Source organism: Nakamurella sp. UYEF19, assembly GCF_040546275.1.
GTDB lineage: Bacteria > Actinomycetota > Actinomycetes > Mycobacteriales > Nakamurellaceae > Nakamurella.
Genome location: NZ_JBEPNO010000003.1, coordinates 312,806 through 338,537, shown reverse-complemented (window position 1 = coordinate 338,537; position 25,732 = coordinate 312,806). Strand labels below are relative to the sequence as shown.

The 25,732-nt window shown below is 69.1% G+C and carries 25 protein-coding genes; 16 read left to right on the top strand and 9 right to left on the bottom strand.

Annotated elements, in window-relative coordinates:
- Positions 1-64: 64 nt before the first annotated feature.
- A complete protein-coding gene (locus ABIB25_RS07685) occupies positions 65-844 on the bottom strand; it encodes a maleylpyruvate isomerase family mycothiol-dependent enzyme (RefSeq protein WP_354527837.1) in 780 nt (259 codons plus the stop codon).
- 54 nt (positions 845-898) lie between these two features.
- Here ABIB25_RS07685 and purD point away from each other — a divergent pair, with 54 nt between their 5' ends.
- Both purD and ABIB25_RS07675 read left to right on the top strand, forming a co-directional pair.
- Positions 899-2,155: a phosphoribosylamine--glycine ligase gene (purD, locus tag ABIB25_RS07680; RefSeq protein ID WP_354527981.1), complete on the top strand. Its 1,257-nt coding sequence runs from the start codon at positions 899-901 to the stop codon at positions 2,153-2,155.
- A gap of 89 nt (positions 2,156-2,244) precedes the next feature.
- Complete coding sequence (locus ABIB25_RS07675; protein WP_354527980.1) at positions 2,245-3,345, top strand: aminotransferase class I/II-fold pyridoxal phosphate-dependent enzyme; 1,101 nt, start codon at positions 2,245-2,247, stop codon at positions 3,343-3,345.
- A gap of 2 nt (positions 3,346-3,347) precedes the next feature.
- Here ABIB25_RS07675 and ABIB25_RS07670 read toward each other — a convergent pair whose 3' ends face one another.
- On the bottom strand, positions 3,348-4,046 hold the full coding sequence (locus ABIB25_RS07670; RefSeq protein WP_354527836.1) for an HAD-IA family hydrolase: 699 nt from the start codon (positions 4,044-4,046) through the stop codon (positions 3,348-3,350).
- A 201-nt stretch (positions 4,047-4,247) separates the two neighbouring features.
- Here ABIB25_RS07670 and ABIB25_RS07665 point away from each other — a divergent pair, with 201 nt between their 5' ends.
- Positions 4,248-4,430: a hypothetical protein gene (locus ABIB25_RS07665; protein WP_354527835.1), complete on the top strand. Its 183-nt coding sequence runs from the start codon at positions 4,248-4,250 to the stop codon at positions 4,428-4,430.
- 154 nt (positions 4,431-4,584) lie between these two features.
- Here ABIB25_RS07665 and ABIB25_RS07660 read toward each other — a convergent pair whose 3' ends face one another.
- Positions 4,585-5,187 carry an HAD family hydrolase gene (locus tag ABIB25_RS07660; protein ID WP_354527834.1) on the bottom strand — a complete coding sequence of 201 codons (603 nt, stop codon included), beginning with the start codon at positions 5,185-5,187 and terminating at the stop codon, positions 4,585-4,587.
- A gap of 170 nt (positions 5,188-5,357) precedes the next feature.
- Positions 5,358-7,166, bottom strand: coding sequence for a molybdopterin-dependent oxidoreductase (locus ABIB25_RS07655; protein ID WP_354527833.1), 1,809 nt, complete (start codon positions 7,164-7,166; stop codon positions 5,358-5,360).
- A gap of 247 nt (positions 7,167-7,413) precedes the next feature.
- On the opposite strand from ABIB25_RS07655, the gene sigK reads away from it, so the two are divergent.
- From sigK to ABIB25_RS07635, 4 genes are all read left to right on the top strand, one after another.
- Positions 7,414-8,040 carry an ECF RNA polymerase sigma factor SigK gene (gene sigK, locus ABIB25_RS07650; protein ID WP_354527832.1) on the top strand — a complete coding sequence of 209 codons (627 nt, stop codon included), beginning with the start codon at positions 7,414-7,416 and terminating at the stop codon, positions 8,038-8,040.
- On the top strand, positions 8,037-8,849 hold the full coding sequence (locus tag ABIB25_RS07645) for an anti-sigma factor (RefSeq protein WP_354527831.1): 813 nt from the start codon (positions 8,037-8,039) through the stop codon (positions 8,847-8,849). The genes sigK and ABIB25_RS07645 overlap by 4 nt, the downstream gene beginning before the upstream one ends.
- Before the next feature lie 82 nt (positions 8,850-8,931).
- A complete protein-coding gene (locus ABIB25_RS07640; RefSeq protein ID WP_354527830.1) occupies positions 8,932-9,387 on the top strand; it encodes an XdhC family protein in 456 nt (151 codons plus the stop codon).
- Between the two features lie 158 nt (positions 9,388-9,545).
- A complete protein-coding gene (locus ABIB25_RS07635; protein WP_354527829.1) occupies positions 9,546-9,974 on the top strand; it encodes a hypothetical protein in 429 nt (142 codons plus the stop codon).
- Between the two features lie 7 nt (positions 9,975-9,981).
- Here the strand turns inward: ABIB25_RS07635 and ABIB25_RS07630 are convergent, their stop codons facing one another.
- Both ABIB25_RS07630 and ABIB25_RS07625 read right to left on the bottom strand, forming a co-directional pair.
- The gene (locus ABIB25_RS07630; protein WP_354527828.1) at positions 9,982-11,655 is read right to left on the bottom strand and encodes a cytochrome c biogenesis protein DipZ; all 1,674 of its coding nucleotides are present in this window, start codon (positions 11,653-11,655) and stop codon (positions 9,982-9,984) included.
- Between the two features lie 136 nt (positions 11,656-11,791).
- The gene (locus tag ABIB25_RS07625) at positions 11,792-12,718 is read right to left on the bottom strand and encodes a DMT family transporter (protein ID WP_354527827.1); all 927 of its coding nucleotides are present in this window, start codon (positions 12,716-12,718) and stop codon (positions 11,792-11,794) included.
- A gap of 166 nt (positions 12,719-12,884) precedes the next feature.
- Between ABIB25_RS07625 and ABIB25_RS07620 the strand changes: the two genes are divergently transcribed.
- The 5 genes from ABIB25_RS07620 to ABIB25_RS07600 all read left to right on the top strand — a co-directional run bounded on the left by ABIB25_RS07620 (position 12,885) and on the right by ABIB25_RS07600 (position 19,382).
- Positions 12,885-13,433 (top strand): SigE family RNA polymerase sigma factor, encoded by a 549-nt coding sequence (locus ABIB25_RS07620; protein WP_354527826.1) that lies wholly within the window; start codon positions 12,885-12,887, stop codon positions 13,431-13,433.
- A 6-nt stretch (positions 13,434-13,439) separates the two neighbouring features.
- Positions 13,440-14,483 carry a hypothetical protein gene (locus ABIB25_RS07615; protein ID WP_354527825.1) on the top strand — a complete coding sequence of 348 codons (1,044 nt, stop codon included), beginning with the start codon at positions 13,440-13,442 and terminating at the stop codon, positions 14,481-14,483.
- Positions 14,484-14,670: 187 nt separating this feature from the next.
- A complete protein-coding gene (gene purB / locus ABIB25_RS07610; RefSeq protein ID WP_502919767.1) occupies positions 14,671-16,050 on the top strand; it encodes an adenylosuccinate lyase in 1,380 nt (459 codons plus the stop codon).
- 354 nt (positions 16,051-16,404) lie between these two features.
- Positions 16,405-18,483, top strand: coding sequence for a M3 family metallopeptidase (locus tag ABIB25_RS07605; RefSeq protein WP_354527823.1), 2,079 nt, complete (start codon positions 16,405-16,407; stop codon positions 18,481-18,483).
- Positions 18,483-19,382, top strand: coding sequence for a phosphoribosylaminoimidazolesuccinocarboxamide synthase (locus tag ABIB25_RS07600; protein ID WP_354527822.1), 900 nt, complete (start codon positions 18,483-18,485; stop codon positions 19,380-19,382). The genes ABIB25_RS07605 and ABIB25_RS07600 overlap by 1 nt, the downstream gene beginning before the upstream one ends.
- Here ABIB25_RS07600 and ABIB25_RS07595 read toward each other — a convergent pair.
- Both ABIB25_RS07595 and ABIB25_RS07590 read right to left on the bottom strand, forming a co-directional pair.
- On the bottom strand, positions 19,337-19,759 hold the full coding sequence (locus ABIB25_RS07595; protein WP_354527821.1) for a hypothetical protein: 423 nt from the start codon (positions 19,757-19,759) through the stop codon (positions 19,337-19,339). The two genes, ABIB25_RS07600 and ABIB25_RS07595, sit on opposite strands and share 46 nt — an antisense overlap.
- Positions 19,760-19,885: 126 nt before the next feature.
- Positions 19,886-20,770 (bottom strand): alpha/beta hydrolase, encoded by an 885-nt coding sequence (locus tag ABIB25_RS07590; protein WP_354527820.1) that lies wholly within the window; start codon positions 20,768-20,770, stop codon positions 19,886-19,888.
- 136 nt (positions 20,771-20,906) lie between these two features.
- Here ABIB25_RS07590 and purS point away from each other — a divergent pair, with 136 nt between their 5' ends.
- The 4 genes from purS (at position 20,907) to ABIB25_RS07570 (ending at position 25,006) form a co-directional block, all read left to right on the top strand.
- Positions 20,907-21,149, top strand: a complete 243-nt coding sequence (purS, locus tag ABIB25_RS07585; RefSeq protein WP_354527819.1) for a phosphoribosylformylglycinamidine synthase subunit PurS — start codon at positions 20,907-20,909, stop codon at positions 21,147-21,149.
- Positions 21,146-21,862: a phosphoribosylformylglycinamidine synthase subunit PurQ gene (gene purQ, locus ABIB25_RS07580; RefSeq protein WP_354527818.1), complete on the top strand. Its 717-nt coding sequence runs from the start codon at positions 21,146-21,148 to the stop codon at positions 21,860-21,862. Before purS ends, purQ begins: the two co-directional genes overlap by 4 nt.
- Positions 21,859-24,207, top strand: coding sequence for a phosphoribosylformylglycinamidine synthase subunit PurL (purL, locus tag ABIB25_RS07575; RefSeq protein WP_502919762.1), 2,349 nt, complete (start codon positions 21,859-21,861; stop codon positions 24,205-24,207). Before purQ ends, purL begins: the two co-directional genes overlap by 4 nt.
- 82 nt (positions 24,208-24,289) lie before the next feature.
- Entirely contained in the window at positions 24,290-25,006 is a 717-nt protein-coding gene (locus tag ABIB25_RS07570) for a copper homeostasis protein CutC (protein WP_354527817.1), read from the top strand.
- Here the strand turns inward: ABIB25_RS07570 and ABIB25_RS07565 are convergent.
- On the bottom strand, positions 24,995-25,726 hold the full coding sequence (locus ABIB25_RS07565; protein ID WP_354527816.1) for an alpha/beta fold hydrolase: 732 nt from the start codon (positions 25,724-25,726) through the stop codon (positions 24,995-24,997). The genes ABIB25_RS07570 and ABIB25_RS07565 overlap by 12 nt on opposite strands.
- Between the last annotated feature and the right edge of the window lie 6 nt (positions 25,727-25,732).

The following is a 25,732-nucleotide window of genomic DNA, read 5'->3' as shown; positions in this document are numbered from 1 at the left end:
ACGTCCTGCAGAGTGCTCGCTATTGCGAGCACTTTGCAGGACGTCGTGGTCCGAGGCGCCGGCTTCAGGTCCAGCTGACCCTGACCCGCTCGCGCCACAGACCCAGCACGGGCGCGAGCCCGTGCTCGGCGATCTCGTCGCCGCGGTTCCACAGCCCGAGGTAGAGACCGACCGCCGAACCGGTGAGGGTGGCATCGGCCTCCGGGGCCACGCCGGTGGCCGTCACCGGCGGGTCGGTGCTGATCACGATGTTCCAGCAGGCCTGCGAATCGGTCGGGGTCACGTTGACGACGATCGGTTCGTCGACCCGCAGATTCGAGCTCGGGCGGGGCAGGAACCCCAGCAGCAGCTCGTCGATTCCGTCCACGGCCAGACCGGTGGTGATGTCGGTGCTCGCGGCCGTCGGCAGGCGCCCCAACTGGGCCGACAGTGCGTCGACCCGGTGCACGGTGGTCTCGTGGGCGCTGCGCCGGGCCCAGAACTCCCTGGGCGACGGCGCGTCGCGGAGGAACACCAGCGCCGGCCCGTCCGGCGCCGTCTCCAGTGCCGTCACCAGCTGTCCCGCCCCCTCGGCGTACCAGGCCAGCAGCGCTTTGCGGGCCTTCGGTGCCGTCATGACGTCATCCAGTTCGGCGTTCGTCAGGTTGTTCGTGCGGGCGCCGCCGGAGATGGAGGCCGCCCACCGACAGACTCCGCCATGATGTTTCAGCAGGTCGGCGACCGTCCAGCCCGGGCAGGTCGGGACGACGTCCGACATGGAGGACCTCGTGGCATCGGCCAGCAGGGCGGCGCTGTGGTGGCGGATCACGGCGAGGTGCTCGTCGTAGCTCATGGAGGTGGGCACAGGAGCCACTCTGACATGGACATCCTGCGGATCCACTCCCGCTACCCTCATGCCGTGCGCATTCTCGTCGTCGGTTCTGGTGCTCGTGAGCACGCCCTGTTGCGGTCACTACGCCGCGACCCGGCCGTCACCGACCTTTTCGTCGCCCCCGGTAACGCCGGTACCCACTCGTTGGCCACCGCCTTCCCACTCGACGTCGCGGACCCGTCCGCCGTCGCCGCGCTGGCGCTGGAGCTGGGGGTGGACCTGGTGGTGATCGGTCCCGAGGTCCCGTTGGTCAACGGAGCGGCCGATGCCGTCGCCGCAGCGGGCATCGCCGTCTTCGGGCCGACCGCCGCGGCGGCCAGGATCGAGGGGTCGAAGGCCTTCGCCAAGGACGTCATGACGGCGGCCGGGGTGCCGACGGCCATGGCTGTCGCGGTGGTGTCCGCCGATGAGATCGACGCCGCCCTGGACCTGTGCGGGGCCCCGTACGTCGTCAAGGACGACGGGCTCGCTGCGGGCAAGGGGGTGGTGGTGACGTCCGATCGCGAGATCGCCGTCGCCCATGCCCTCGCGGTGATGGAGGGTGGCCATCCGGTCCTGGTCGAGGAGTTCCTCGCTGGACCGGAGGTGTCGCTGTTCGCGGTGTGCGACGGCGTCCGGGCGGTCCCGCTGCTGCCGGCGCAGGATTTCAAGCGTCTCGCTGATCGTGACGAAGGCCCGAACACCGGTGGCATGGGCGCCTATGCCCCGCTGGACTGGGCGCCGGTCGATCTGGTGCCGCAGGTGCAACGCGAGGTGTTGGATCCGGTCCTCACCGAGATGGCATCCAGGGGAGCACCTTTCGCTGGACTGCTCTACGCAGGTCTGGTGCTGACCGTCGACGGGCCGAAGGTCATCGAGTTCAACTGCCGGTTCGGCGATCCCGAGACCCAGGTCGTGCTGGCACTGCTGGACTCGCCACTGGCCGGTCTGCTGGCCGCCGCAGCTGCGGGCGATCTGGGCCTGGTGTCGCCGCCGGTGTTCCGGAGTGGCTCCGCGGTGACCGTCGTCATCGCCTCCGAGGGGTACCCCGGCTCGCCCGTCGTCGGTGACGTCATCGAAGGTGGCGATGAAGAGGGCATCCTGCATGCCGGAACCCGCCGGGACGACGCCGGACGGGTGCTCTCCTGCGGTGGACGGGTGCTGTCCGCGACGGCCGCCGGCCGCGATCTGGGTGATGCGCGGGAGAAGGCATACGCCTTGGTCGATCGGGTGGCGATGCGTGGATCGCAGCACCGCACCGACATCGGCGCTGCGGCCGCGGCAGGCCGGATCAGCGCGCCGTGACCGGTCAGCGTGCCGTGACCGATGGGGGATCGGTTGCCGGCCTTGGGTTCTCGCCCTCCAACCGGTCCGAGGTGGCGCCGTTCCACGTCATGCGGGTACTGGCCGCGGCGGCCCGCCGGGCCGACACCGGCGCACCGGTCTTCGATCTGACGGCCGGCCAGCCGTCGACTCCGGCGCCGGCGCCGGTCCTGGCCGCGGCCCGGGCTGCCCTGGACGAGCAGCTGCTCGGCTACACCCCGGCCCCGGGGATCGCCCCGCTCCGGGAGGCGATCGCCGGCCACTACCAACGCACCTACGGCCTGGACGTCGATCCCGCACGGGTCTTCGTCACCACCGGGTCGTCCGGCGGATTCCTGCTGGCCTTCCTGTCCGCGTTCGACGTCGGTGACCGGGTCGGCCTGGCGCGTCCCGGCTATCCCGCGTATCGGAACATCCTGCAGGCGCTGGGGTGTGAGGTGATCGACCTGCCGTGTGGCCTCGAAAGCCGTTACCAGCCAACGGTGGAGATGATCGCCGACCTGGAACTGCAGGGATTGGTGGTGGCCTCGCCGGCCAACCCGACCGGCACCATGCTCGAGCCTGCCGAACTCGCGACGATGGCGACTTATTGTGCAGCGCAGAGCATCCGGCTGATCTCCGACGAGATCTACCACGGCATCACCTACAGCGGCGAGTCGTCCTGCAGCTGGTCGACCGACCGTTCCGGTTTCGTCGTCAACTCGTTTTCGAAGTATTTCTCGATGACGGGCTGGCGGATCGGCTGGCTGCTGGTGCCCGAGGATCTCACCGACCCGGTGGACGCGCTGGCCGGCAACATGGCGATCTGCCCGCCGGCCCCGGCACAGTACGCCGCGGTCGCAGCCTTCCAGTCCTACGACGAATGCGACGGCCATGTCGCGCGCTACGCCGGGAACCGGGGTCTGCTGCTGGACGGGCTGCGCTCGCTGGGGATCGACCGGCTCGCTCCGGCCGACGGCGCCTTTTACGTCTACGCCGACGTCTCCCACCTGACGGACGACTCCCAGGCCTTCTGTGCGCGGTTGCTCGACGAGGCGGGGGTGGCCGTCGCGCCCGGGATCGACTTCGACCCGATCGACGGTCATCGATTCCTGAGGATGTCCTTCGCCGGGACCCGGGCGACCATCACGGGCGGCCTGGATGCGTTCGGCAAGTTCCTGCGCCGCAGCTGATCTCAGCCGACGAGAAGCGAGAACCCCTCGGGGCCAGGCACGATCGAGACCTGCGCCAGGCTGTCGACCACCAGGTCGGCGTCCAGTTCGGAGCGGGTGCTGGTGGTGGTGACGGCGAGCGTCGCGCAGCCGGCGGCTCGGCCGGCCTTGATGCCGGCTGGAGCGTCCTCGACGACCAGGCACCTGGACGGGTCGATGCCGAGCCGGGCGGCGCCCGTCAGGAAGGGCTCCGGATTCGGTTTGCCGTGGGTGACGTCGTCGAACGTCACGACAACGGCCGGGGCGGTGAGGCCCGCGGCGGCGATCCGGGCTTCCGCCAGCTGCCTGGTCGCCGAGGTGACGATGGCGACGCGGTCGGCGGGCATCGCGGCCAGCAGCTCGGCGGCGCCGGGGAGCACCGTGATGTCGTGGAGGTCTTCGAGTTCGAGTTCGGCGATCCTGGCCAGGCCGCCGTCGATCTGGTCGGCGGCCAGCAGAAGGCGGACCAACTGCGAGGCCGGCTGGCCGTGCCCGGCGGCGAGGGCCGACCTGGTCAGGCCGTACTCGGCGCCCCAGGTGGCCCACGAACGCTCCACTGCGGGGGTGGAATCGACCAGGGTCCCGTCCATGTCGAACAGCACGGCATCGAAGGTCCGGCCGGCGATCGCGGGTTCGACCCGCTCGGTCACAGCGGCTGATCGGGTCGGTGATTGTTCATCCACTGCACCATTCTAGGAACCGACGTGCCCGCTTCGAGGCCGGATGTGACCAACACCCGCCGCGACCCCGGTGTGGACCGCACCAGGGTCACCCCTGAATGGAAGTTCAGGGTCGATCCCGGAGGTGCGGAGGTCCCAGAAGGTGCAGTCTGAAATCAGTGCCGGTCAACAGATCGGCCCGAGCAACGAAAGTCGGAGACTGTCATGGAGAAGGTACTGAAGATCGTCGGCGCGATCGTGGTGCTGTGGATCGCGTTCAGCATCATCGGAGCGGTGGTCGGCTTCGTCGCCCACACCGTGCTGTGGGTCGCCCTGATCGCCGGCGGCGTCTACGCGGTCAGCGCCATCGCCGGCCGCAACCGCAGGTCGATCAGCAACCGCCGCTGACGTTTCTCGCCCGCCGTGGGCTTCGCTGGCACGCCCGGCCAAGGGATTGCCGGGTCATGGCGGACGCCGCGTCGTGATCGCGGACGCCGCGTCGTGATCGCGGACGCCGCGTCGTGATCGCGGACGCCGCGTCGTGATCGCGGACGCCGCGTCGTCAGACCGGCAGGCCGAGCCCGCGCAGATCTGCGCGGGCGGCAGTCGCACCCTTGAAGACGAACCCGTGGATACCCACGCCGATCGCACCATTGATGTTGTCGGGTCGGTCGTCCAGGAACGCGACTTCGTCGGCGTGGACCGCGAGCTGCGCCAGCAGCCGGCGGTAGATCTCCGCGTCAGGCTTCATGAGGCCCAGGTCCCCGGAGAACAGCAGATGCTGGAACGGACCGACCCAGGGCTGGACCTCGATCAGCCGCCCCATCGAGGACGGCGCGTTGGACAGCACGGCGAGCGAGATCCTGGCCGCGTGCAGTTCTTCGATGAGCCGGAGCATGTCCGGATCGGTGACGCTCCAACCGAGGTCATCGATCCGTACGAGCTCGGCGATCAGCGCGGCGTCCGGCCGCCCGGCCCCCGACGACCGGGCCACGTCGGTGAAGAAGATCGCCGGATCCGTGTGCAGGTCGTACGCCCGGCGATGCTCGAAGTACGCTGCCGTGAACGCATCCGGCGCCACCGTGAGCAGCTCGGCGAGCGGGCCGAACGCAGTCGTCGCGCGCAACACCACGTCGCCGAGGTCGAACACCACCCACTTGATCATGTGCCGGATTCTTCCAGCCCGGCCGCGCTGTTTCCGCGCAACCAAAAGGTCCTGCGCATACGGAAAGGCCGGAATTCGTCGATTTTCGACGAATTCCGGCCTTTCCGTATGCGCCGGGCACTCCTGTATGCGCTGAACCTGAGGGGCGGCCCGGGGTCAGCGGGCGGGGGTCAGGAGACGACGATGCTGCGGGAGTCGTAGCCGCTGGCGCCGTTGGGGAGGACGTCGGCGACGGTCGCCGTCTGCACCGCGCCGGTGCCGTCGGTCGCCCGGGACTGCACGGTGTGGGTGCCGGCGGTGGCCTTCCAGACGAACTTCCACTGGCGCCAGGTGTCGATCGAGGCGTCACCGGCGAGCTCGGCTGCCTGCCACGGACCGTCGTCGACCTGGATCTCGACCTTGTCGATCCCGCGGTGCTGGGCCCAGGCCACACCCGCGATGGTGACGTCGCCGGCCGGGAACTGCGCGAAGCCCTTGGGCACGTCGATCCGCGAGGCCGTCTTGATCGGGCCACGGTCCGACCAGCCACGAGCGGTCCAGTAGGCCGTCTCCTCGGAGAACTTCGAAACCTTCATCTCGGTGATCCACTTGGTGGCCGAGACGTAGCCGTAGAGACCGGGGACGACCATCCGCACCGGGAAGCCGTGCTCGATCGGGAGCACCTCACCGTTCATCGCCACGGCCAGCATGGCGTCGCGACCGTCGGTCAGAGCGTCGAGGGGAGCGGTCAGGGTGAAGCCGTCCTTGCTGGTGCAGAGCACGCAGTCGGCACCGCTCTGCGGCCCGGCCTCCTTCAGCAGGTCGTCGATCCGGGCGCCGATCCAGGTGGCGTTGCCGGCCAGGTTGCCGCCCACCGGGTTCGACACGCAGGTCAGCGTGACGGTGCGCTCGATCTGCGGACGGGCGATCAGGGTGTTGTAGTCGATGCTGATCTCCTTGTCGACCATGCCGTGGATCTTCAGGCCCCACTCCTCGGCCGTGACGTTCGGCGGCACGAACGCCGTGTCCACCCGGTAGAAGCCGTCGGTCGCGGTCTTGTAAGGCGTGAGTCCGCTGAGGTTGAAGTCGGTGCCGGCAGGGAGGGCCTCCTTGACCACCGGCACCGGCACGACGGCCTTGGCGCGGCTGGCGGTGACCTGGGCGGTGCTCGGGATCCACCGGGAGATGGCGCCGGCGGCCACGGCCACCACTGCGCCGATCGCAGCGAGACGGAAGAATTGACGCCGATCCATGCCTGCGCGGACCCTCGTGGCCGGCCGGCCCGCTGCTGCGGACGCGAGGGCCATCGGGTGCTGGTCGCCCGAGGTGCCTGGCTTGGAGTCGTACAGCTCGCCATCGGCAGCGGGCGTAACAGTCTCGGAGGCGCCGGACTTCACCGTCGAGACGGCGGCGCTCGTCGAAGACTCAGCGGGAACGGATGGCAACGCGGTGGCCGTGCCGGCAGGGGCGCCCACGACGAGCAGCTCCGGGGCGACGGTCCGCCGGAAGACGGTGACCAGCAGGTAGATGCCGACGGCGCCGCCGATGAGGATCGGCAGGGCGTCGAAGGCGACGACACCGGTGGTGGTGAAGATGGCGGCCAGCGTCACGACGATGAGGACAACCGTCACGCCGGCGGCGATGCGCGGGCTGCGCCGACCGACCAGGCCGATGATCAACGCGACGACGAACAACGTGACGTACATGCCGACACGGAGCGCAGTCTTGTCGTTCTGGCCGAACGTCCGGATGGCGTATTCCTTCAGCCACTCGGGCGTCAGGTGGATGAACGCGGTGCCGAGGGAGGTGATCGGCGAAGAGGCGGTGGAGAGCCAGCCGAGCCACACGCCGAGGGCGGAGATCAGCTCGGCGACGCCGATGGCGAGGCCCATCGCGACGAGCCCGACGAGGGCGGAGACGACGAAGCCCGGCTGCCATGGAGCACGCGGTGCGGTACTGGCGGGAACCCTGTTGGGGGTCGGCCGGGAAGTGGTGGTCATGCTGGTTCCTTCGTGGCGGGAGGCGTTTCGGATGGGATACCGGCATGTGCTGTCGGCCCCATCCCCTACTTCCGCAGTGTCTCTCCAGAGCTGGTGAGAGGGACGAGAAACAACGCATCGGTAAGCCTCCGGTAAGACTTCGCGCCCGGCCCTGCTCCGGGCCATCCGCACAGCGGTCGGCGCCGAATGACCGTTTGACCACCACAGCAGGTGAGTGAGTACATCCCACGATCGGAGGAACGCCCAGATGTCTGCTAACACCCCGCAGTTGCGGAGCCTGTCGGCAGTCCCGTCGCTCCCGTCCGACCGCGATCCTGACGTCGCCGCCGCCGCAGTACCGGAAGACCTGTTGCGACGCATCGCACTCGGCGACGAGAAGGCGTTCGAGACGCTGTACGACCTGTTCGCGGGCCGGGTCTTCGGACTGGCCCGGCGGATCGTCCGGAATCCGAGCCAGGCCGAGGAGGTCGCCCAGGAGGTCTTCCTGGAGATCTGGCGGCGAGCCAGCCGGTTCGACCCGGCCAGAGGTTCGGCCACCTCCTGGGTGATGACGCTCACCCACGCCCGGTCCGTCGACCGGGTGCGTTCGGCCCAGGCCTCGTCCGATCGTGAGCTCAAGGTCGCCTATGCCTCCCACGAGATCGAGATCGACACCGTCGTGGACGCGGTCGAGTCGGCATTCGAGCGAAAAGCGGTACAAAAGTGCCTCGGCGCACTCACTGACCTACAACGTGAATCCATCACACTGGCTTATTACAGCGGATACACCTACCGTGAGGTAGCCGAACTGCTGACCACGCCACTTCCGACCATCAAAACCCGGCTGCGAGACGGCATGATCCGTCTGCGCGACTGCTTGGGAGTACAGGCATGAACACCGATCAGCACCTCAACAGCGGTGCCATGGCGTTGGGCTCCTTGCCCGACGACGAGGCAGTGGAGTTCACCGACCACCTCGATTCCTGTCCGACGTGTGCCGCGGAGCTGACCAGTTTCCTGGAAACGGCTGCGACACTGGGTAGCTCGGTGGCCCAGACGCCTCCGGCCAGCCTCCGTCGTTCGGTGATGGAGGCCGTGGCCAGGACGCCGCAGCTGCCTCCGCTCACCGATAGCACGCTCGGCCGGCACCGCCAGCCGAACGTCGCGACAGGTACCGGTCCAGTGTGGCCCGTGCAGGAGGACGCACCGGACGGCCCGCTTGCCGAGGTCATCCCGATGCGTCGCCCCTGGTACCGCCGTCCGCAGGCGCTCCTGGCTGCAGCCGTGGCCGTGCTGGTCATCGGCGGTGGGACCACGTTGGTCGTCGCCAACCAGTCGCCTTCGACCCCTTCGGTAGCTGCCTGCCTGGCCTCGGCCACGGACAAGGCGACCTTGGTGCCCAACGTCGGTAGCGGAGGCACCGTCACGTTGACGCCGTCCTGCGACGCCGCCGTGGTCAACATGCCGAACCTGCCGGCGCTGCCGGCCGGGTCGGTCTACCAACTCTGGGTGCTGCACGGATCCGATGCGAAGAACGCCACCTCGGCGGGAGTGGTCGACCGGAAAGCCGACGGTTCCGTCACGGCGGTCACCGCTGATGTGCGTGCCGGTTCCACCGCGGTCGGAGTCTCGGTCGAACCCGCATCACCGGTCTCGGTGACCCCGACCACCACGCCCATCTGGGTGGTCCCGCTGTCCACCTGACCAGGCGAACAGATCCGCCCGGCCATCCCGGATATCACCAGTGTCCCGCCACCCGCACCCGGGTTGCGGGACACTGGCGTTCATGGACACCGCACCGATGGAAAATGCTGCCCCGCTGATGCTCGTCCTGGCCGGCGGCCCGATCGCGGAGTCGCTCACCGCGGTCGGCCGGGCCCTGCAGATGCGGGTCGACGTGGTCGACCAGGGTGAGGCGGAGTCGCGGGTGCACGAAGCCGCGGCAGTGGTCGTCGCCTCACACCTTCCCGACGAGATCCCGGTGCTCGCAGCGGCTCTGCGAGCCGGCGTGCCGTACGTCGCGCTGATCGCCAATCGGCGACGGAGTCCTGCCGTGCTCGCCGCCCTCGATGTCGACGACTCGTTGCGTGAGAAAGTACGCACGCCGGCCGGTCTGGAGATCGGCGCAAGGACCCCGCCGGAGATCGCCGTCTCGATCCTGGCCGAGATCGTGTCGCTCCGTCCGCGCTCGACCGACGCAATCGACTGCGTGGTGCCGCCGCGCCCATCGCCTGCTGTCTGATCCGTGCGGTGACGCTTCAAAGGTCACTGACTGCTACGCCTTGGTCACATGATCGGAGCAGGCCCTAGGTTTTGGGACGAACCAGGGGAACACTGACGATCAGTCGCCAGGGCGGCGACGGATCTACAGCAACGTCTCGCGGGCAGGTGGCAGAGCCGATGATTCCCAGCAGATACAGCCATTCCCCCGACCAGCCAGACCAGGCCGATCAGACCGACCAGGCCGATCAGACCGATCAGACCGATCAGACCGACCAGGCCGACCAGATCGATGAAACCCGGTCGGAGGTCTCGCGCCTGTCCGCCTCCGGCGATCTTCTGGACGTGGCCAGGCGGATGCGCCAGATGGGCGTCGAGTCACTGCTCTTCGCCCAACCCGACGGACGCATCACCAGGGTCGTGACGGACCGGCAGATCGCCCACCTGGCCGGTACCACGTCGGTGTGGCTGGCTCTTCCTGTTACCACGAGGCCCGGACCGGTTGGCGCACAGATCGTCTCGCCACTCGTACTACCCGCGCAGGGCATTTCCGTCGACGACGATCTGCTCGAGGGGGACCCGACCGGGGCCGGCGTCAGCCGGAGGTGAACGGGCGTCAGCCGAAGGTGAACGAATAGGCCGTCAGCCCGGGGGACAGCGACACGGTCAGCGAACCGCGTCGTTCCTCGTCGCCGGACACCACCGGGTAGATGTCGGGCGCCCCGGAGACGGGCAGGGTGGTGGTCTTGCCGTCATAGGTGGTGGTCAGCGTTCCGGTGCCGCCGACGTCCAGGTACACCGTGCCGGCGTTGAAGTTCAGCCGGATCTTCGCGTCCGACGTGGCAGTGATCGACTCCTTGTCCGCCGACCACTGCCCGTCGAGGGCGAACTCGTCCTCCGGCACGGTCGTCGGGAAGCGATAGGTGTTGGGGCCGGCCACCAAGGGGGTACTGCCGCCGAAATTCTGGGTCAGTTCGACGCCGAGATAGGTTTCGGCCGTCAGATCGTTCGACGTCGGGGTGGTGTCGTCGACGATGGTCGCCTTCGGCAGTTGGAGGCCAGGCTTCGCGGCCACCAGCAGCTTGCGGATCAGGCTCTCCATGGCCGCGTACCGACCTTCGCCGACGGAGACGTGGCGGACCTGGCCCGTCGCGTCGATCAGGTACTCGGTCGGCCAGTTGCTGTTGCCGTAGTTCTTCCAGGTCGTGTAGTCGTTGTCGAGGGCCACCGGGTACCTGATGCCCAGCCGCTCGGCGCCGGCCTGCACGTTGCCGGTGACGTGCTCGAACGCGTACTCCGGGGTGTGCACGCCGACCACCTCGAGCCCGTCGGCGGCATAGGCGGAGTACCAGGCGTTGGCGTGCGGAATGGCGCGCTGGCAGTTGATGCACGAGTAGGCCCAGAAGTCGACCAGCACCACCTTGCCCTTCAGCGACGCGATGCTGATCTGCGAGCCGTCGGGGGTGTTCAGCCACTGCGAGATCCCGGCGATCTCCGGCGCCGGACCGCAGCCCTGCAGCACCGCCCGCAGGTCCTGGCTGCAGATCGACAACTGCGGATTCGGCGGCGTGCTCAGCTCCGGCGGCACGTCGGCGGCGCCGATCGCCGAGTTCAGGCTGGTGGTGTAGTCGGGAATGGCCCGCTGCAGATAGTCGGTGACGTTGAACGTCAGGGCGACCGCAAGGGCGAGCACCACCACCCCGGCACCGATCCGCAGCCCGCGCTGGTGGGTGCGGAAGGCCTTGACGCGTGCTCCGACCCGATTGCCGGCGAGCGCGAAGAAGAGCAGCGGGATGGCGGTCCCGATGGCGAAGGCGAGGGTCAGTGCGACGGTCTTCCCGCCGATCTGTCCGGTGGCGCCGGCGACCGTGATCGCCGCCAGGATCGGACCGGCGCACGGGACGTAGACCGCGCCGAGGGCCAAGCCGAGGACGAACCCGCCCCTGGCCTTCCCGGACTCATCGCGCCCGGACACCCGCAGGGCCGGGATCCGGGCGAAGGGGCGCTCGAGGATCTGCTCGAACCGGGGCACGATCATGCCGATGCCCAGCAGGACGAGCACGATGAGACCGCCCCACCGGATCACCCCCTGCGGAAGGTGCAGCGCGGACAGCAGCAGCGTGCCGAGCAGGGTGAAGATGCTGAAGCTCAACGCCAGCCCGAGCACCACCAGGTACGGGCGGCGGCTGTTCGACCCGGCCATGAACACGGCCGGCAGCACCGGCAGCACGCACGGGGAGATGCCGGTGATCAGGCCACCGACGAATCCGAGCAGCACCAGGGTCGACACCGTTTGCACGTTACTGACCGAAGTTGTGCGGCCCGGCCGGATCCGGGGTCCCGACCGGGTCCGTCGGACAACCGTCACATCTCCGCGGTGTCCCGGTCGAATTCGGGCTCGGCGGGTCGGGCCGTCCCGGCACCGGTCAGGCGGCGAGTTTCGGTACCTGGTCGGGGTGCGGCGCGTCGCCGGGATGACGTGGTCCGGTCTCGACGATCACCATCGCCGCCAGCATCAGGCTGCCGCCCACGGCGATGCGCCAGGTCAGCGGCTCGGACAGGAAGGTGATCGAGAACAGCGCCGCCCAGCCGGGTTCCGTCGACATGATGATCGCCGCCCGCGACGGTGCGAGATGCGCCTGTGCCCAGGACTGGACGATCATCGCCAGCGCCCCCGAGATCAGCGCCATGTAGATCAGGGCGATCCAGTCGAACGGGCCGTGCGGCAGGGTCAGGCCGCCGGGATCCGCGATGGTCGCGGCGATCAGGCTGACCAGCCCGGTCGCGACGATCTGCACGACGGCCAGCCCGAGCGCCTCCCGGGCGGTCGACCAGTGACCGAGACCGACGATGTGCAGCGCGTAGATGACCGCCGACGCCAGTGTGATGGCCTCGCCGAAACCCAGGTGCAGACCGGACAGCGCCAACAACGCCAGTCCGATCGTCGCGATGACGGCCCCGATCCACACTCGTCTGCCGATCGCGGTGCGCAGCAGCACCGCGGCGCAGATCGGCGTCAGGACGACGTACATCCCGGTGACGAATCCGCTGACGCTGGCCGAGGTGTGGGCCAATCCGGTGGTCTGGACGATCTGGGCGATGCCGTAGGTCAGGCCCAGGATCGCGCCGCGCTGCAGGCTCCGGCGGGTCAGCGCACGGACCGCACGGTGGAAGACGATCAGCATCACCATCGCGGCGATGGTGAACCGGACGGCCAGGAAGTTGAGCGGCGTCATCCGCTCCAGCAGGCTCTTGGTGAGGGGGAAGCTGGAGCCCCAGGCCGCGGCCACGCTCAGCAGTCCGATCAGGGCCAACAGGCTCGCCCGCGACGACGACGAATCGGGCGTGGACACGCCTGGCCATGCTTCCAGATCACGACTCGGGCGCGAAACCGCGCCGACCACCCCCCGCGGTAGGAAACAATGCGACCCTGCCCGCAAGCGAAGAGCCGGCGAAAGCAGAACCCAGTGCAACCCCGCTACCGGACAGTTCCGTCCTAGAGGCAACGAGGAGGTCCGCGTGGGGCCCGAGGAGGATGGCGCATTCTCCCAGTACGTCACCGCGCGCCGCGATCATGTCCGACGAACGGCCTATTTGTTGTGCGGAGACTGGCACCGCGCCGACGATCTCACCCAGATCGCCTTCGTCAAGCTCTACGGGGCGTGGGAACGAATCCGGGACCACCGCGCGTTGGACGCGTACGTGCGGTCGTGCCTGGTCCGCGCAACCGTTGACGAGTCGCGCCGGCCGTGGCGCCGGGAGCGGGCCGTCGAGGTGCTGCCGGAGACGGTCGACACCTTCGACATCGCGAGCGTCATCTCCGACCGGGAACTGGTGCAGAGCGCCTTGGAACAGGTGCCCTCCGGGCAGCGGGCCGTGCTGGTGCTGCGCTACTTCGAAGGTCTCGACGTGGCCGAGAGTGCCTCGGCACTCGGCTGTTCGGAGGGCAACGTCAAGTCCCAGACCGCCCGTGGGCTGGCGGCTCTGAAGAAGGCATTGCAGGCCATGGGCGAACTGGGGACCCCGCGGGATCGTGGCGGGCCGACGGATGGAAAGGGAAGGAGGTGACAGGGAATGGCTGACGACGCAACGCCGGACGAGCACGCGGCTGAACACGATGGGCCGGACCACCGCACGCCGGACGAGAAGGCCGTCGCCGCCCTGTTCGCCTCGCTGGTCGAGGGTTCGCCGAGCTCACAGCTGTCACCGCTGGAAGTGGTGCGGCTGGGCAAGATCGAGGCCCGTGGAGGTCTGGACACCAGGGTCCGGCGAGTGAAGATCGTGCGCAACCTAGTGGTGGCCGCGGCGCTGGTCGGGGCGGTGGTGCTGGTTCTGCCACGCCTGGGCAGGTCCTCGTCGAACACCGCCACAGCCGCCAGTTCGAGCTCGTCTGCTTCGGTCGCGGCTGCTCCTGCCGGCGCCTCTTCGGATACCGCGGGTGGCTACACCGCCGGGTCGTCGTCGGCGGCAGGTTCCTCCGCTGCGTCGTCCGCACCCATGGCCTCGTCGGCAGCCGCCGCGGGGTCTTCGTCGGCCGCGTCCTCGGGGGCCCTCGTCCCCGACCGGACCGCGGCCGCGGCCCAGGCCACCGAGCGGGCCGCGGCATCCGGGCAGGCTTCTTCTGGCCCGGCCTCCTCGGGCGCTCCTTCCGCCGCGTCGTCCAGCGCCAGCACCCCTCGCCCGATCACTCCCGCCTCGCCGCTCTCGACCGTTCCGGGTTCCGGTGGCACCGGTGAGTGCGTCACGCTCTCGGCCGCGGCGATCAAGGCCGCCAGATCGGCGTTCCCGGCCGGTTACTTCGATGCCGCCGCTGCGCCGACCGGCTGCATCAGCACCGGAGTCGTGCTGCCGTCCTCGACCGATGCGGCGGCGTCCGTGACGCTGGACGTCCGCAAGGCGAAGCCCGGCGCGTGCCTGCTGCCGGATGCGGGCGCCCCGTGCTCGAAGACCGCCTCGCCCGACGTGTTCGCCCTCACCTCGTTCGGCTCGGACAGCGACATCTGGGTCTACGGCAGCGGTTACGAGGTCTACCTGCTGATCAGTGGGGACTTCCCGCAGAAGGTCACCACCGACCAGTTGATCGCCGCGGGTCGGGCCGTCATCAAGGCCCTGGGCTGAGGGCCTGTCGCCAAGTCGGCCGCGTTGGCGACGGTCCTGGCTGGTCCGTCGACGGCGGGCCCGCGGGGCTGGGAGAATGAGGCACGTGACTTCCACCGCCGCACCCGCCACGCCGTCAGCCGCCGAATCGAGCAGAGCCCCCGGACCGACCGTCAACGTCCTCGCCGGGCGCTACGCCTCGCCGGAGATGGTGGCCATCTGGTCGCCGGAGAACAAGATCGTGGCCGAGCGCCGGTTGTGGCTGGCGGTGCTGCGCGCGCAGTCCGGGCTCGGACTGACCGTCGCGCCGCAGGTGCTGACCGACTACGAGGCCGTCGTCGACCAGGTCGACCTCGGCTCGATCGCCGCCCGCGAGCGGATCACCAAGCACGACGTGAAGGCCCGGATCGAGGAGTTCAACGCCCTCGCCGGGCACGAGCAGATCCACAAGGGCATGACCAGCCGGGATCTCACCGAGAACGTCGAGCAGGCGCAGATCCTCCAGTCGATGCGACTGGTGCGCGACCGGACCGTGTCGCTGCTCGACCATCTCGGACGACGGGCCGCCGAGTACGCGGAGCTGGTGATGGCGGGGCGCTCGCACAACGTGCCGGCCCAGGCCACCACCCTCGGCAAGCGCTTCGCCTCCGCCGCCGAGGAGGTACTGCTTGCCTACCAACGGATCTCCTCGTTGCTGGAGCGATACCCACTGCGCGGCATCAAGGGTCCGATGGGGACGGCCCAGGACATGCTCGACCTGCTGGGATCTCCGGAGGCCCTGGACCGGTTGGAGGCGCAGGTCGTCGCCGAGGTCGCCGGACCCGGCACCCCGGTGCTGACCTCCGTCGGCCAGGTGTACCCGCGGTCGCTCGACTTCGAGGTGGTCTCCGCCCTGGTGCAACTCGCCGCCGGACCGTCCTCGCTCGCCACCACCATCCGGCTGATGGCCGGCGCGGAGCTCGCCACCGAGGGCTTCCAGCCTGGCCAGGTCGGGTCCTCGGCCATGCCGCACAAGATGAACGCCCGCTCGTGCGAACGGGTCTGCGGGCTCGCCGTGATCCTGCGTGGCTACGCGTCCATGACGGCCGAGTTGGCCGGCGCCCAGTGGAACGAGGGTGACGTCTTCTGCTCGGTGGTCCGCCGGATCGCCCTCCCCGACGCGTTCTACGCCATCGACGGGCTGCTGGAGACCTTCCTCACCGTTCTCGAGGATTTCGGCGCCTACCCGGCCGTCATCGAGCGTGAACTCCAGCGCTACCTCCCGTTCCTGTCCACCACCAAGGTGCTGATGGGCGCAGTCCGGGCCGGGGTAGGACGCGAGAGCGCCCACGAAGCCATCAAGGAGCACTCGGTCGGGGTGGCGCTCGCAATGCGGGAGAGCGGCCAGATCGAGAACGACCTCACCGACCGCCTCGCCGCCGACCCCCGACTGGCGCTCACCCGCGAGCAGTTGGACACCCTCCTGTCCGACCCGCTGTCGTTCACCGGGATGGCCGCGCAGCAGGTGACCGGGGTGCTGGCCAAGATCGCCGCGGTGACGGCAGAACACCCTGAGGCGGCCCGGTATTCGCCCGGCGCCATCCTGTAGGCGCCTCGCCGGAAGAGTTCTCCCGGCGAGGCTTGCCAGGCCCGACTGAGATAGGTTAGCCTTACCTTGTTCGGCAGTGTTGGCATCAGCTCCACTCCTGGTACGTCCCGCGGCGGGGACCGAGCCAAGCTCCTGGGAGTGGATCGGTTCCGACAGACCCGTCGGCCTGGTTCACACCGAGCCGCCTGTCGACGGCCGGTGCGCCTTCTCTTCATGGAGGGCGCACCGACCGATCCAACTTTTCAGCCCGTCGCCGGCGTCGCCCCATTCCCGATGTGATGGCCCGATGTGATGGACTGGCTGTCGTCGTGTCGGCCGACCAGGGTCGCCGCCGGTCGAAAAGGAATCCCATCGATGACGATCCACCGGACGTCCGTCTCTCTGGGTGACAACCCCCTGGCCGCACCGTCCCCGTTGCCGTTCGAACTGCCCCCGTTCGCCGACGTGCGCACCGAGCATTTCGGGCCCGCGTTCGACGAGGGCATGGCCGAGCAGCTCCGGGAGATCGACGAGATCGCAGCGAACCCCGAGCCGGCCACCTTCTCCAACACGCTGGTCGCGCTGGAGAGATCCGGTCAGCTGCTGGCGCGGGCGTCATACCTGTTCTTCAACCTGGTCTCCGCGAACTCCGACGCGGAGATCCGCGCGATCGAGAAGGACTACGCACCGAAGCTCGCCGCCCACTCGGACCAGATCCACCTGGACACCGCGCTCTTCGCCCGCATCGACGCCGTACACGCGGCGCTGGACTCAGAAGGGGTTGCTGCTCCTGTTCTCACCCCCGAGGACGTCGCCCTGGTGCGGCGGTATCACCTCGACTTCGTCCTCGCCGGTGCACGCCTCGACGCGGTCGGCCACGAGCTCCTGCGTGATCTCAACCAGCAGATCTCCAAGCTCTCCACCACCTTCCAGCAGAATCTGCAGGCCTCGACCGAGGCATCAGCGCTGATCCTGGACGACGTCGCCGAGCTCGACGGGTTGAGCCAGGCCGAGATCGCTGCCGCAGCCGCCGAGGCGACGTCCCGCGGGCAGGACGGCAAGTACCTGATCCCGCTCATCCTGCCGAGCTCGCAGCCGTTGATGTCCACACTGCGCAACCGCAAGGTCCGCCGCCGGCTGCACGAGGCGTCCGTCACCCGGGCCTCCTCCGGTGAATTCGACAACGGTCCGGTGGCCGTCGAGATGGCCCTCCTGCGCGCCCGGCGGGCCCGACTTCTCGGCTTCGACACCCACGCCGATGCCATGGTCGCCGACCAGACCGCGGGCAGCAGCGCGGCAGTCGACAAGATGCTGGCCGAGCTGGTCGGCCCGGCGAAGGCCGGAGCCTCCGCCGAGGCCCAGATCCTCGTCGAGGCAGCCGCTGCCGACGGGGTCGAACTCTCGCCGTGGGACTGGGCCTACTACTCGGAACAGATTCGCGGGCAACGGTTCAGCGTCGACACTGCGGCTCTGCGGCCGTACTTCTCGCTCGAAAGAGTCCTGCACGACGGAGTGTTCTACGCGGCCACGCAGGTCTACGGGATCACCTTCGAGTTGCGGGACGATTTGGCCGGCTACCACCCCGACGTCCGGGTCTGGGAGGTCAAGGATGCCGACGGCAGCTCGATCGGCCTCTATCTCGGCGACTACTTCGCACGGGAGAGCAAACGTGGTGGGGCGTGGATGAACTCGTTCGTCGAGCAGTCGTCTCTGCTCGACCACCGGCCGGTCGTGGTCAACAACCTGAACGTCACCAAGCCCGGTCAGGGGGCCCCGGCCCTGCTGACGCTGGACGAGGTCAACACCCTGTTCCACGAGTTCGGCCACACCCTGCACGGCCTGTTCTCCCAGGTCACCTACCCCCGGCTCTCCGGCACGAGCGTGCCGCGAGACTTCGTCGAGTTCCCCAGCCAGGTGAACGAGATGTGGGAGCAGTGGCCGGAGGTGCTCGCCCACTACGCGGCGCACGTCGAGACCGGTGAACTGCTGCCCGCGGAGACGGTGGCCGCGCTCGATGCCGCACGGCTCTGGGGTGACGGTTTCGGGAACCTGGAGTACCTGGCCGCCACCCTGCTCGACCAGGCCTGGCACCGGATCTCGCCGGACACGCAGATCGAGGACGCCGCGTCGTTCGAGGCCGCTGCCCTGCAGGCTGCCGACCTTGCCGTCGAGCTGATCCCGCCGCGCTACCGGACCACCTACTTCCAGCACATCTTCGCCGGGGGCTACTCGGCCGGTTACTACTCCTACGTCTGGTCGGAGGTGCTCGACGCGGACATCGTCGAGTGGTTCCGGGAGAACGGCGGCATGACGAGGGCCAACGGTGACACCTTCCGGTCGCTGCTGCTCTCGGTCGGCGGATCCGTCGACGCGATGGATGCGTTCCGGGCGGTCCGCGGGCGGGATGCCGACCTGGGCGCGCTGCTACGGCGTCGCGGGCTGGAGACCAACTGATGGAGCTCAGCGAGTACCGCCACCTGGCGTCGGGCAAGGTGCGCGACCTGTACGAGGTCGACGACGAACTGCTGCTGATGGTGGCCAGCGACCGGATCAGCGCCTTCGACCACATCCTGCCGACACCGATCCCGGACAAGGGCCGGATCCTCACGGCGATGAGCATGTTCTGGTTCGAGCTCCTCGCCGACGTGGTGCCCCATCACGTGGCCGCGTACGAGGATTCGCGCATCCCGTCGGAAGTGACCGGCCGGGCGCTGCTGGTCCGGCGGCTGTCGATGGTCCAGATCGAGTGCGTGGCCCGTGGTTACCTGACGGGTTCCGGGCTGCTCGACTACCAGCGCACCGGCGCCGTGTGCGGGGTGGAACTGCCTCCGGGCCTGGTCGAGTCGTCCGCGCTGGACCACCCGATCTTCACCCCGGCGGCGAAGGCCGCACTGGGCTCGCACGATGAGAACATCACCTTCGCCACGGTGCGGGAGACCGTCGGGGACGAGCTGGCCGAACGGCTGCGCGAGACCACCCTGGCGATCTACCGCGTCGCCTCCGAGCATGCGGCCGGCCGGGGAATCATCCTGGCGGACACCAAGTTCGAGTTCGGGTTCGGTTTCGCCCGGGACGGTGTCCCTGGCGGCCCGCTGGTGCTGGGCGACGAGGTGCTGACGCCGGACTCCTCGCGTTTCTGGCCGGCCGATGGGTATCAGGCCGGGCAGGTGCAGCCGTCCTACGACAAGCAGTTCGTCCGGAACTGGTTGACCTCAGCTGATTCCGGCTGGGACAGGGCGGCAGACCAACCGCCGCCGTCGTTGCCGCCGGACGTCGTCGAGGCGACGAGGGATCGCTACCTGCAGGCCTACGAGAAGTTGTCCGGTGCTTCGTTCGCCGACTGGATCGGCTGACCGGCGGGCTCCACCCGCGCCGTTCGCTCCATCCGGACCCATCGTCCGACCAGGCCACCGGCCAGTGCGACTGCCACCAGCGTCAACGCGGCGACTCCGGCGGCAGGGGAGAAGGTGAGCTGGGCCTCCCGCCCCAGCACGAAGCCGGAGTCAAGGCTCCAGCAGATCCAGGCGGTGACCACCGCACCGGTCCAGCTGGTCACCGACGCCACCCCGGCCGTGACCACACCGAGCGGGACGAGCGCCCACAGCGGGTCGTGAGTGGACCCGACCGCGACCGCGAGGATGGTGGCGACGATCGCGCCGGCGAACCCGACGCCCGAGGCGATGCCGGTCGGCATCGGCGCCGACGTCCGCGATGTCGTGATGGTGGCCATCTCCCCATGACACGCCCGGCTTGCGCGCGGGGGGACGGTGGCGGCCGAACCTTGACGCGCCGGCGCCCGATCTTGACGCGCCCCTGACGGTTCCTCCTTCGCGTCGGCGCGTCAGGCGGTATGGCCTCACGCGGGGTGCAGGGCGTTCCCCAGGAAGGCCATCTGCTGCGGCGCCACCCGCGTCATGTAGGCGGCCGTGTGTGCGCCACCCGTCATGGCTCCCGCGGGAGCAGGGTGCAGCAGGTTCCGCATGGCGCGTGCCTGGTCGGCGAACGGGTCGTCGGTGCCGCAGTCGATCAGCACCTGGATCCCGTCGAGCCGGGTCGGGTCGGCCCTCGGATCGTTGGCCTCGAAGTCGGCCTCGCTGTCGTACGCGCCGGCCGACGACGAGGCGTAGTCGGCAAAGAGGGCCGGCGAGATCGCAGCTACCGCTGCCACTTTCGCGGCGCCCAGTTGCCCGCCGATCAGCAGCGCACCGTACCCGCCCATCGACCACCCGGTGACTCCGATCCGATCCGTCCGCAGTCCCTGCTCCGCCACGATCGGCAGCAGTTCGTCCCGGATCATCGTCAGTGGATCGTCGCCGTTCTCCCGCTGGTGCCAGTAGACGATGTCGCCACCGTCCACGGTGACCAACGCGAACGGCGGTACACCGCCGGCCACCGCAGCGGCCAGGTACCGGTCGTAGTGCAGGCCGGTGACGGCTTCGGTATGGGTCACCGACCTGCCGTGCAGCACGACGGCCACCGGGAGCGTCCCGGTCTGTCCGGGCGGTCGCAGGATGCTGTAGCCGACGGTCGTCCGTCTGGCCGTGGATCGGAACGAGCCGGAGATCGACGGGCCCGGCTCGATGTCGGGGACGGTGCCGCCTCCGCCGTCCCGGCCCAACGTCGCATCGAGCCGCGCGCGGCCGGGCAGCACGCCGGCCTCGACCAGCCCGATCCCGCCCCCCACCACCAGTACCAGGGCACCCGCTCCGCCCACGATCACGGCACGCCTGCTGATCCCCATGGACACAGGACGTGTGTCACGCAATTCGGTTCGGTCAGATCGGACTGGTTCTGCCTCGCCGAGCGACCGAATTCCAGGGCCGGTCCGAGCCTATAAACTGGTGCTGTTCTTCAAACCTGCAGAAGGGACCACCGCCGTGGCGCGCGTGGCAGTTGACGTGGTCATCAAGTCCGAGATTCTCGATCCGCAGGGCAAGGCGATCCTCGCCGCGCTGAGCCGCACCGGCCACCCGGGGATCAGCTCGGTCCGCCAGGGCAAGCACTTCGATCTCGAGGTGGACGACACCGTCACCGACGAGGACCTCGAGGAGATCGCCGGGCACCTGCTGGCGAACTCGGTGATCGAGGACTGGACCGTCACCCGGCTGGACACCAGGTGACCGCTCGGGTCGGCGTCATCACGTTCCCCGGCACGCTCGACGACGTCGACGCCGCGCGGGCCGTTCGGTACTCCGGTGTCGAGGCGGTGCCGCTCTGGCATGCCGACGCCGACCTGCACGGTGTCGACGCCGTCGTCGTCCCGGGCGGGTTCTCCTACGGCGACTACCTACGGGCCGGCGCCATCGCCGCCCAGGCGCCGGTGATGCGCGCGGTCATCGATGCCGCAAAATCCGGCATGCCGGTGCTGGGGATCTGCAACGGATTCCAGGTGCTGTGCGAGGCGGGGCTGCTGCCCGGTGCTCTGGTCCGCAACGCCGGACTCAAGTTCGTCTGCCGCGACCAGTGGTTGCGTGCCGAGAACACCACCTCCGCCTGGACCTCCCGGTACGAGAGCGGAGCCGAGATCCTCATTCCGCTGAAGAACGCCGAAGGTCGTTACGTGGCACCGGAGGCGGTGCTGGACGAGCTGGAGGGGGAGGGCCGCGTGCTGTTCCGCTACATCGGCAGTGCCACCGCGGACACCACGCTGGCCCCGGCCAATCCGAACGGTGCCCAGCGTGACATCGCCGGGATCTGTTCGGCCGACGGCCGGATCGCCGGACTCATGCCCCATCCCGAACACGCCATCGACCCCCTGACGGGTCCCACCGACGACGGGCTCGGGTTCTTCTTCTCCGTCGTCGACTTCCTCGAAGGAGTCAAGGTCTCGTGAGCGCCGACCTGTCCACCGCCGCGATCGTGCTGGACACGGTCGAGAACGCCGCCGCCACACCGGATCAGCAGCAGCCGTACCGCGAACTGGGTCTCAAGGACGACGAGTACCTGCGCATCAAGGAGATCCTCGGTCGGCGTCCGACCGAAGCAGAGCTGGCGATGTACTCGGTGATGTGGTCGGAGCATTGCTCCTACAAGTCGTCCAAGGTGCACCTGGCGTACTTCGGGGAGACCACCACCGACGAGATGCGCTCGCGCATGCTGGCCGGGATCGGCGAGAACGCCGGCGTGGTCGACATCGGTGACGGCTGGGCGGTGACCTTCAAGGTCGAGTCGCACAACCACCCGTCCTACGTCGAGCCGTACCAGGGCGCTGCCACCGGCGTGGGCGGCATCGTCCGCGACATCCTGGCCATGGGCGCGCGTCCCGTCGCCGTGATGGACCAGTTGCGCTTCGGGCCGGCCGACGCGCCGGACTCCCAGCGGGTGGTGCCCGGCATCGTCTCCGGTGTCGGTGGTTACGGAAACTCGTTGGGACTGCCCAACATCGGCGGCGAGGTGGTGTTCGACTCGTCGTACGCGGGCAACCCGCTCGTCAACGCGGGCTGCATCGGGGTGTTGCGGGCGGACGACATGTACACCGCGCACGCGTCCGGCACCGGCAACAAGGTCATCCTCTACGGCTCGCGGACCGGTCTGGACGGCATCGGCGGCGTGAGTGTGCTGGCCTCCGACACCTTCTCCGGTGACGGCTCGGCGGGAGCGGGCAGCAACGCCCGGCGCAAGCTGCCGAGTGTGCAGGTCGGCGATCCGTTCGCCGAGAAGGTCCTGATCGAGTGCACGCTGGAGGTCTTCGCCAAAGATCTGGTGGTCGGCATCCAGGATCTCGGCGGAGCCGGATTGTCGTGTGCCACTTCGGAACTCGCATCGGCCGGTGACGGCGGCATGCACATCGTGTTGGACGCGGTGCCGTTGCGGGCCGAGCACATGAGCCCGGCGGAGATCCTGTCGTCCGAGTCGCAGGAACGCATGTGCGCGGTGGTCACTCCCGACAAGGTCGAGGGTTTCCTCGAGGTCTGCGCCAAGTGGGAGGTCCAGGCGGACGTCATCGGCGAGGTGACCGACACCGGCCGGCTGATCATCACCCACCACGGCGAGGTGGTGGTCGACGTCCCGCCCCGCACCGTGGCACACGAGGGCCCGGTCTACCGTCGCCCGATCGAGCGTCCGGCCGGCCAGGATGCCCTGCAGGCCAACACCTCTGCCTCGTTGCCCCGGCCGAGCCAGGATGAGCTGGGAGATCTCGTCCTGCGGATGGTGGCCTCGCCCAACCTGTGTTCGCGAGCCTGGATCACCGACCAGTACGACCGGTACGTGCGCGGCAACACCGTGCTGTCCCAGCCGGCCGACGCCGGCATCGTGCGGGTTTCCGAGGATTCCTTCCTCGGCCTGGCCATGTCGACCGACTGCAACGGCCGCTACACGATGCTCGATCCCTACACCGGCGCGCAGCTCGCGCTGGCCGAGGCCTACCGCAACGTCATCACCACCGGGGCCACCCCGACCGCCGTCACCGACTGCCTCAACTTCGGGTCCCCGGAGGATCCCGCGGTCATGTGGCAGCTGTCGCAGGCCATCCACGGGATCGCCGACGGCTGCGCCATTCTCGGGATCCCCGTCACCGGCGGCAATGTCAGCCTCTACAACCAGACCGGGGCCACCGCGATCCTGCCCACCCCGGTGATCGGCGTGCTCGGCGTCATCGACGACGTGCGCCGCCGCATCATCCCCGGGATCGGACACGACGACGGTGAGACGCTGATCCTGCTCGGCGAGACCTATGACGAGCTGGACGGTTCCGAGTGGGCGAATCTGGTGCACGGTCACCTGGGCGGACTTCCGCCCAGGGTCGACCTGGAGGCGGAGCGGTTGCTCGGCGAGATCCTGCTGGCCGGCTCCCGCGACGGCATGGTGTCGGCTGCCCACGACCTGTCCGAGGGTGGGCTCGCGCAGGCCGCCGTCGAGATGTGCCTGACGGGCGAAACCGGTGCGCGCCTTGTCCTCCCGCCGGGAATCGACCCGTTCGTCGCGCTGTTCTCGGAGACGTCGGCCCGGGTGCTGGTGGCGGTACCGCGGACCGAGGAGCTGCGGTTCACCGAGATGTGCACCATGCGCCGGCAGCCGTGGGTCAAGGTGGGCGTGGTCGATGCCGACGATCCAGAGGGTCAGTTCCTGGACGTGCAGGGCATCCGGCGGATCCCGCTTGCCGAGCTTCGCAAGGCCTGGCAGGGAACACTTCCGGCCATCTTCGGCCCGAGCGTCGTCGGTTCGTCGGAGTTGTGAGAACCGCCTCCGTGGGAGTCGCGTTCATCCAGAACCACCGCGGGTCGATCGGTACGGATCGACCTGCGACGGTCGGTCGTTGATGGTGCGGATCGAGGTCTGCGTCGAGTCGACGTCGGGAGCGAAGACGGCCGCCCTGGGCGGAGCCGATCGCATCGAGCTGTGCGCGGCTCTGGAACTCGGCGGTATCACGCCGTCCGCCGGCCTGATCGAGGCTGTCGTCGACGTCATCACGACCCACGTGCTGATCCGGCCGCGTGGCGGCGATTTCTGCTACGACAAGCACGAGATCCGGGTGATGGCCAAGGATGTCGAGCACGCCATCGATCGTGGCGCTGAATCGGTGGCGATCGGTGCGCTGACGGCGGACGGTCGGGTGGACATGGACGCCATGGTGCGGCTTCTCGGTGCCGCGGGCGAGGTGCCGGTGACCTTCCACCGTGCCTTCGACTCGGTCGTCGACCCGTTTGCCGCCCTGGATGACCTGATGGAACTCGGTGTCGATCGACTTCTCACCTCTGGCTGCGCGCAGACCGCCGCCGAGGGCGCGGAGGCGATCGCCGAATTCGTGCGGCGCTGCGGCGACGATCTGTGCGTCATGCCGGGAAGCGGAGTCGCGCCGGACAATGCCGCCGCACTGATCCTTTCCACCGGTGCACGCGAGATCCACTGCAGCGCCAAGTCTCCCGTCGTTGGGAGTGCACCACTGGTCAAGGTCGGACCGCACGACGGCGGTCAGCGTTTCGAGACCGATCTCGGGCGGGTCCGCGCGATCGTTACCGCAGTGTCAGAACTCTGAGCCCTGCGCGTGGCGCGAGGCCGCGGAGTCCGACCGGGCCGCGGAGTCGGAGTCCGACCGGGCCGCGGAGTCGAACGCGGCCGAGCCGAGGATCGTCGCCACGCCTTCGGCGGACAGTCGGTGCCACACCCAGAACCGTCGCAGCATGGTGTGCCCTGCCCAGGGCAGCAGCGTCCGCTGGACGTGTGCGCCGGCGTGGGTCGCACGGGCCATCCACGGTCGGGTGGTCGGTTCGGGGATGACCCGGTCCCGTCCGCCCTGGATGGTGACCACCGGGACGCCGGCCAACTGCGCGGCCGGATCGTTCGAGGGGGTCCAGCCCGCCAGCATGACGATCCCGGCCACTCCGGGATCGCCGCCGACGTGCGCGGCCACCCGTCCGCCCAGGGAATGGCCGACCACGGTGATCGGGACGCCGGGGTGCCGCTCCCGTAGTTGCGCGAGCGCCCAGCGGGTGTCACGCAGGGCGCTGCTGCCGTCGCCGTTCCAACCCTTGATTGCAAAACGGAGTCGGTAGACCGCCGACTTCTCCCGCTTGCGGGCGATCACTCTGGCCACCGGCCACAGGCGAACCACCGCGAGGTTGCGCCACTGCGTCGGCGCGAACGAGTCGGCGCTGCCGCCGTGCAGCACCAGGACGGCGACGGCGGACTCACCGCCGGCGCCGGAACGGGAGGGTGACACCGGCGAGAGCGCGGCGCCTTCGGAAGACTTGATCACCCCGAT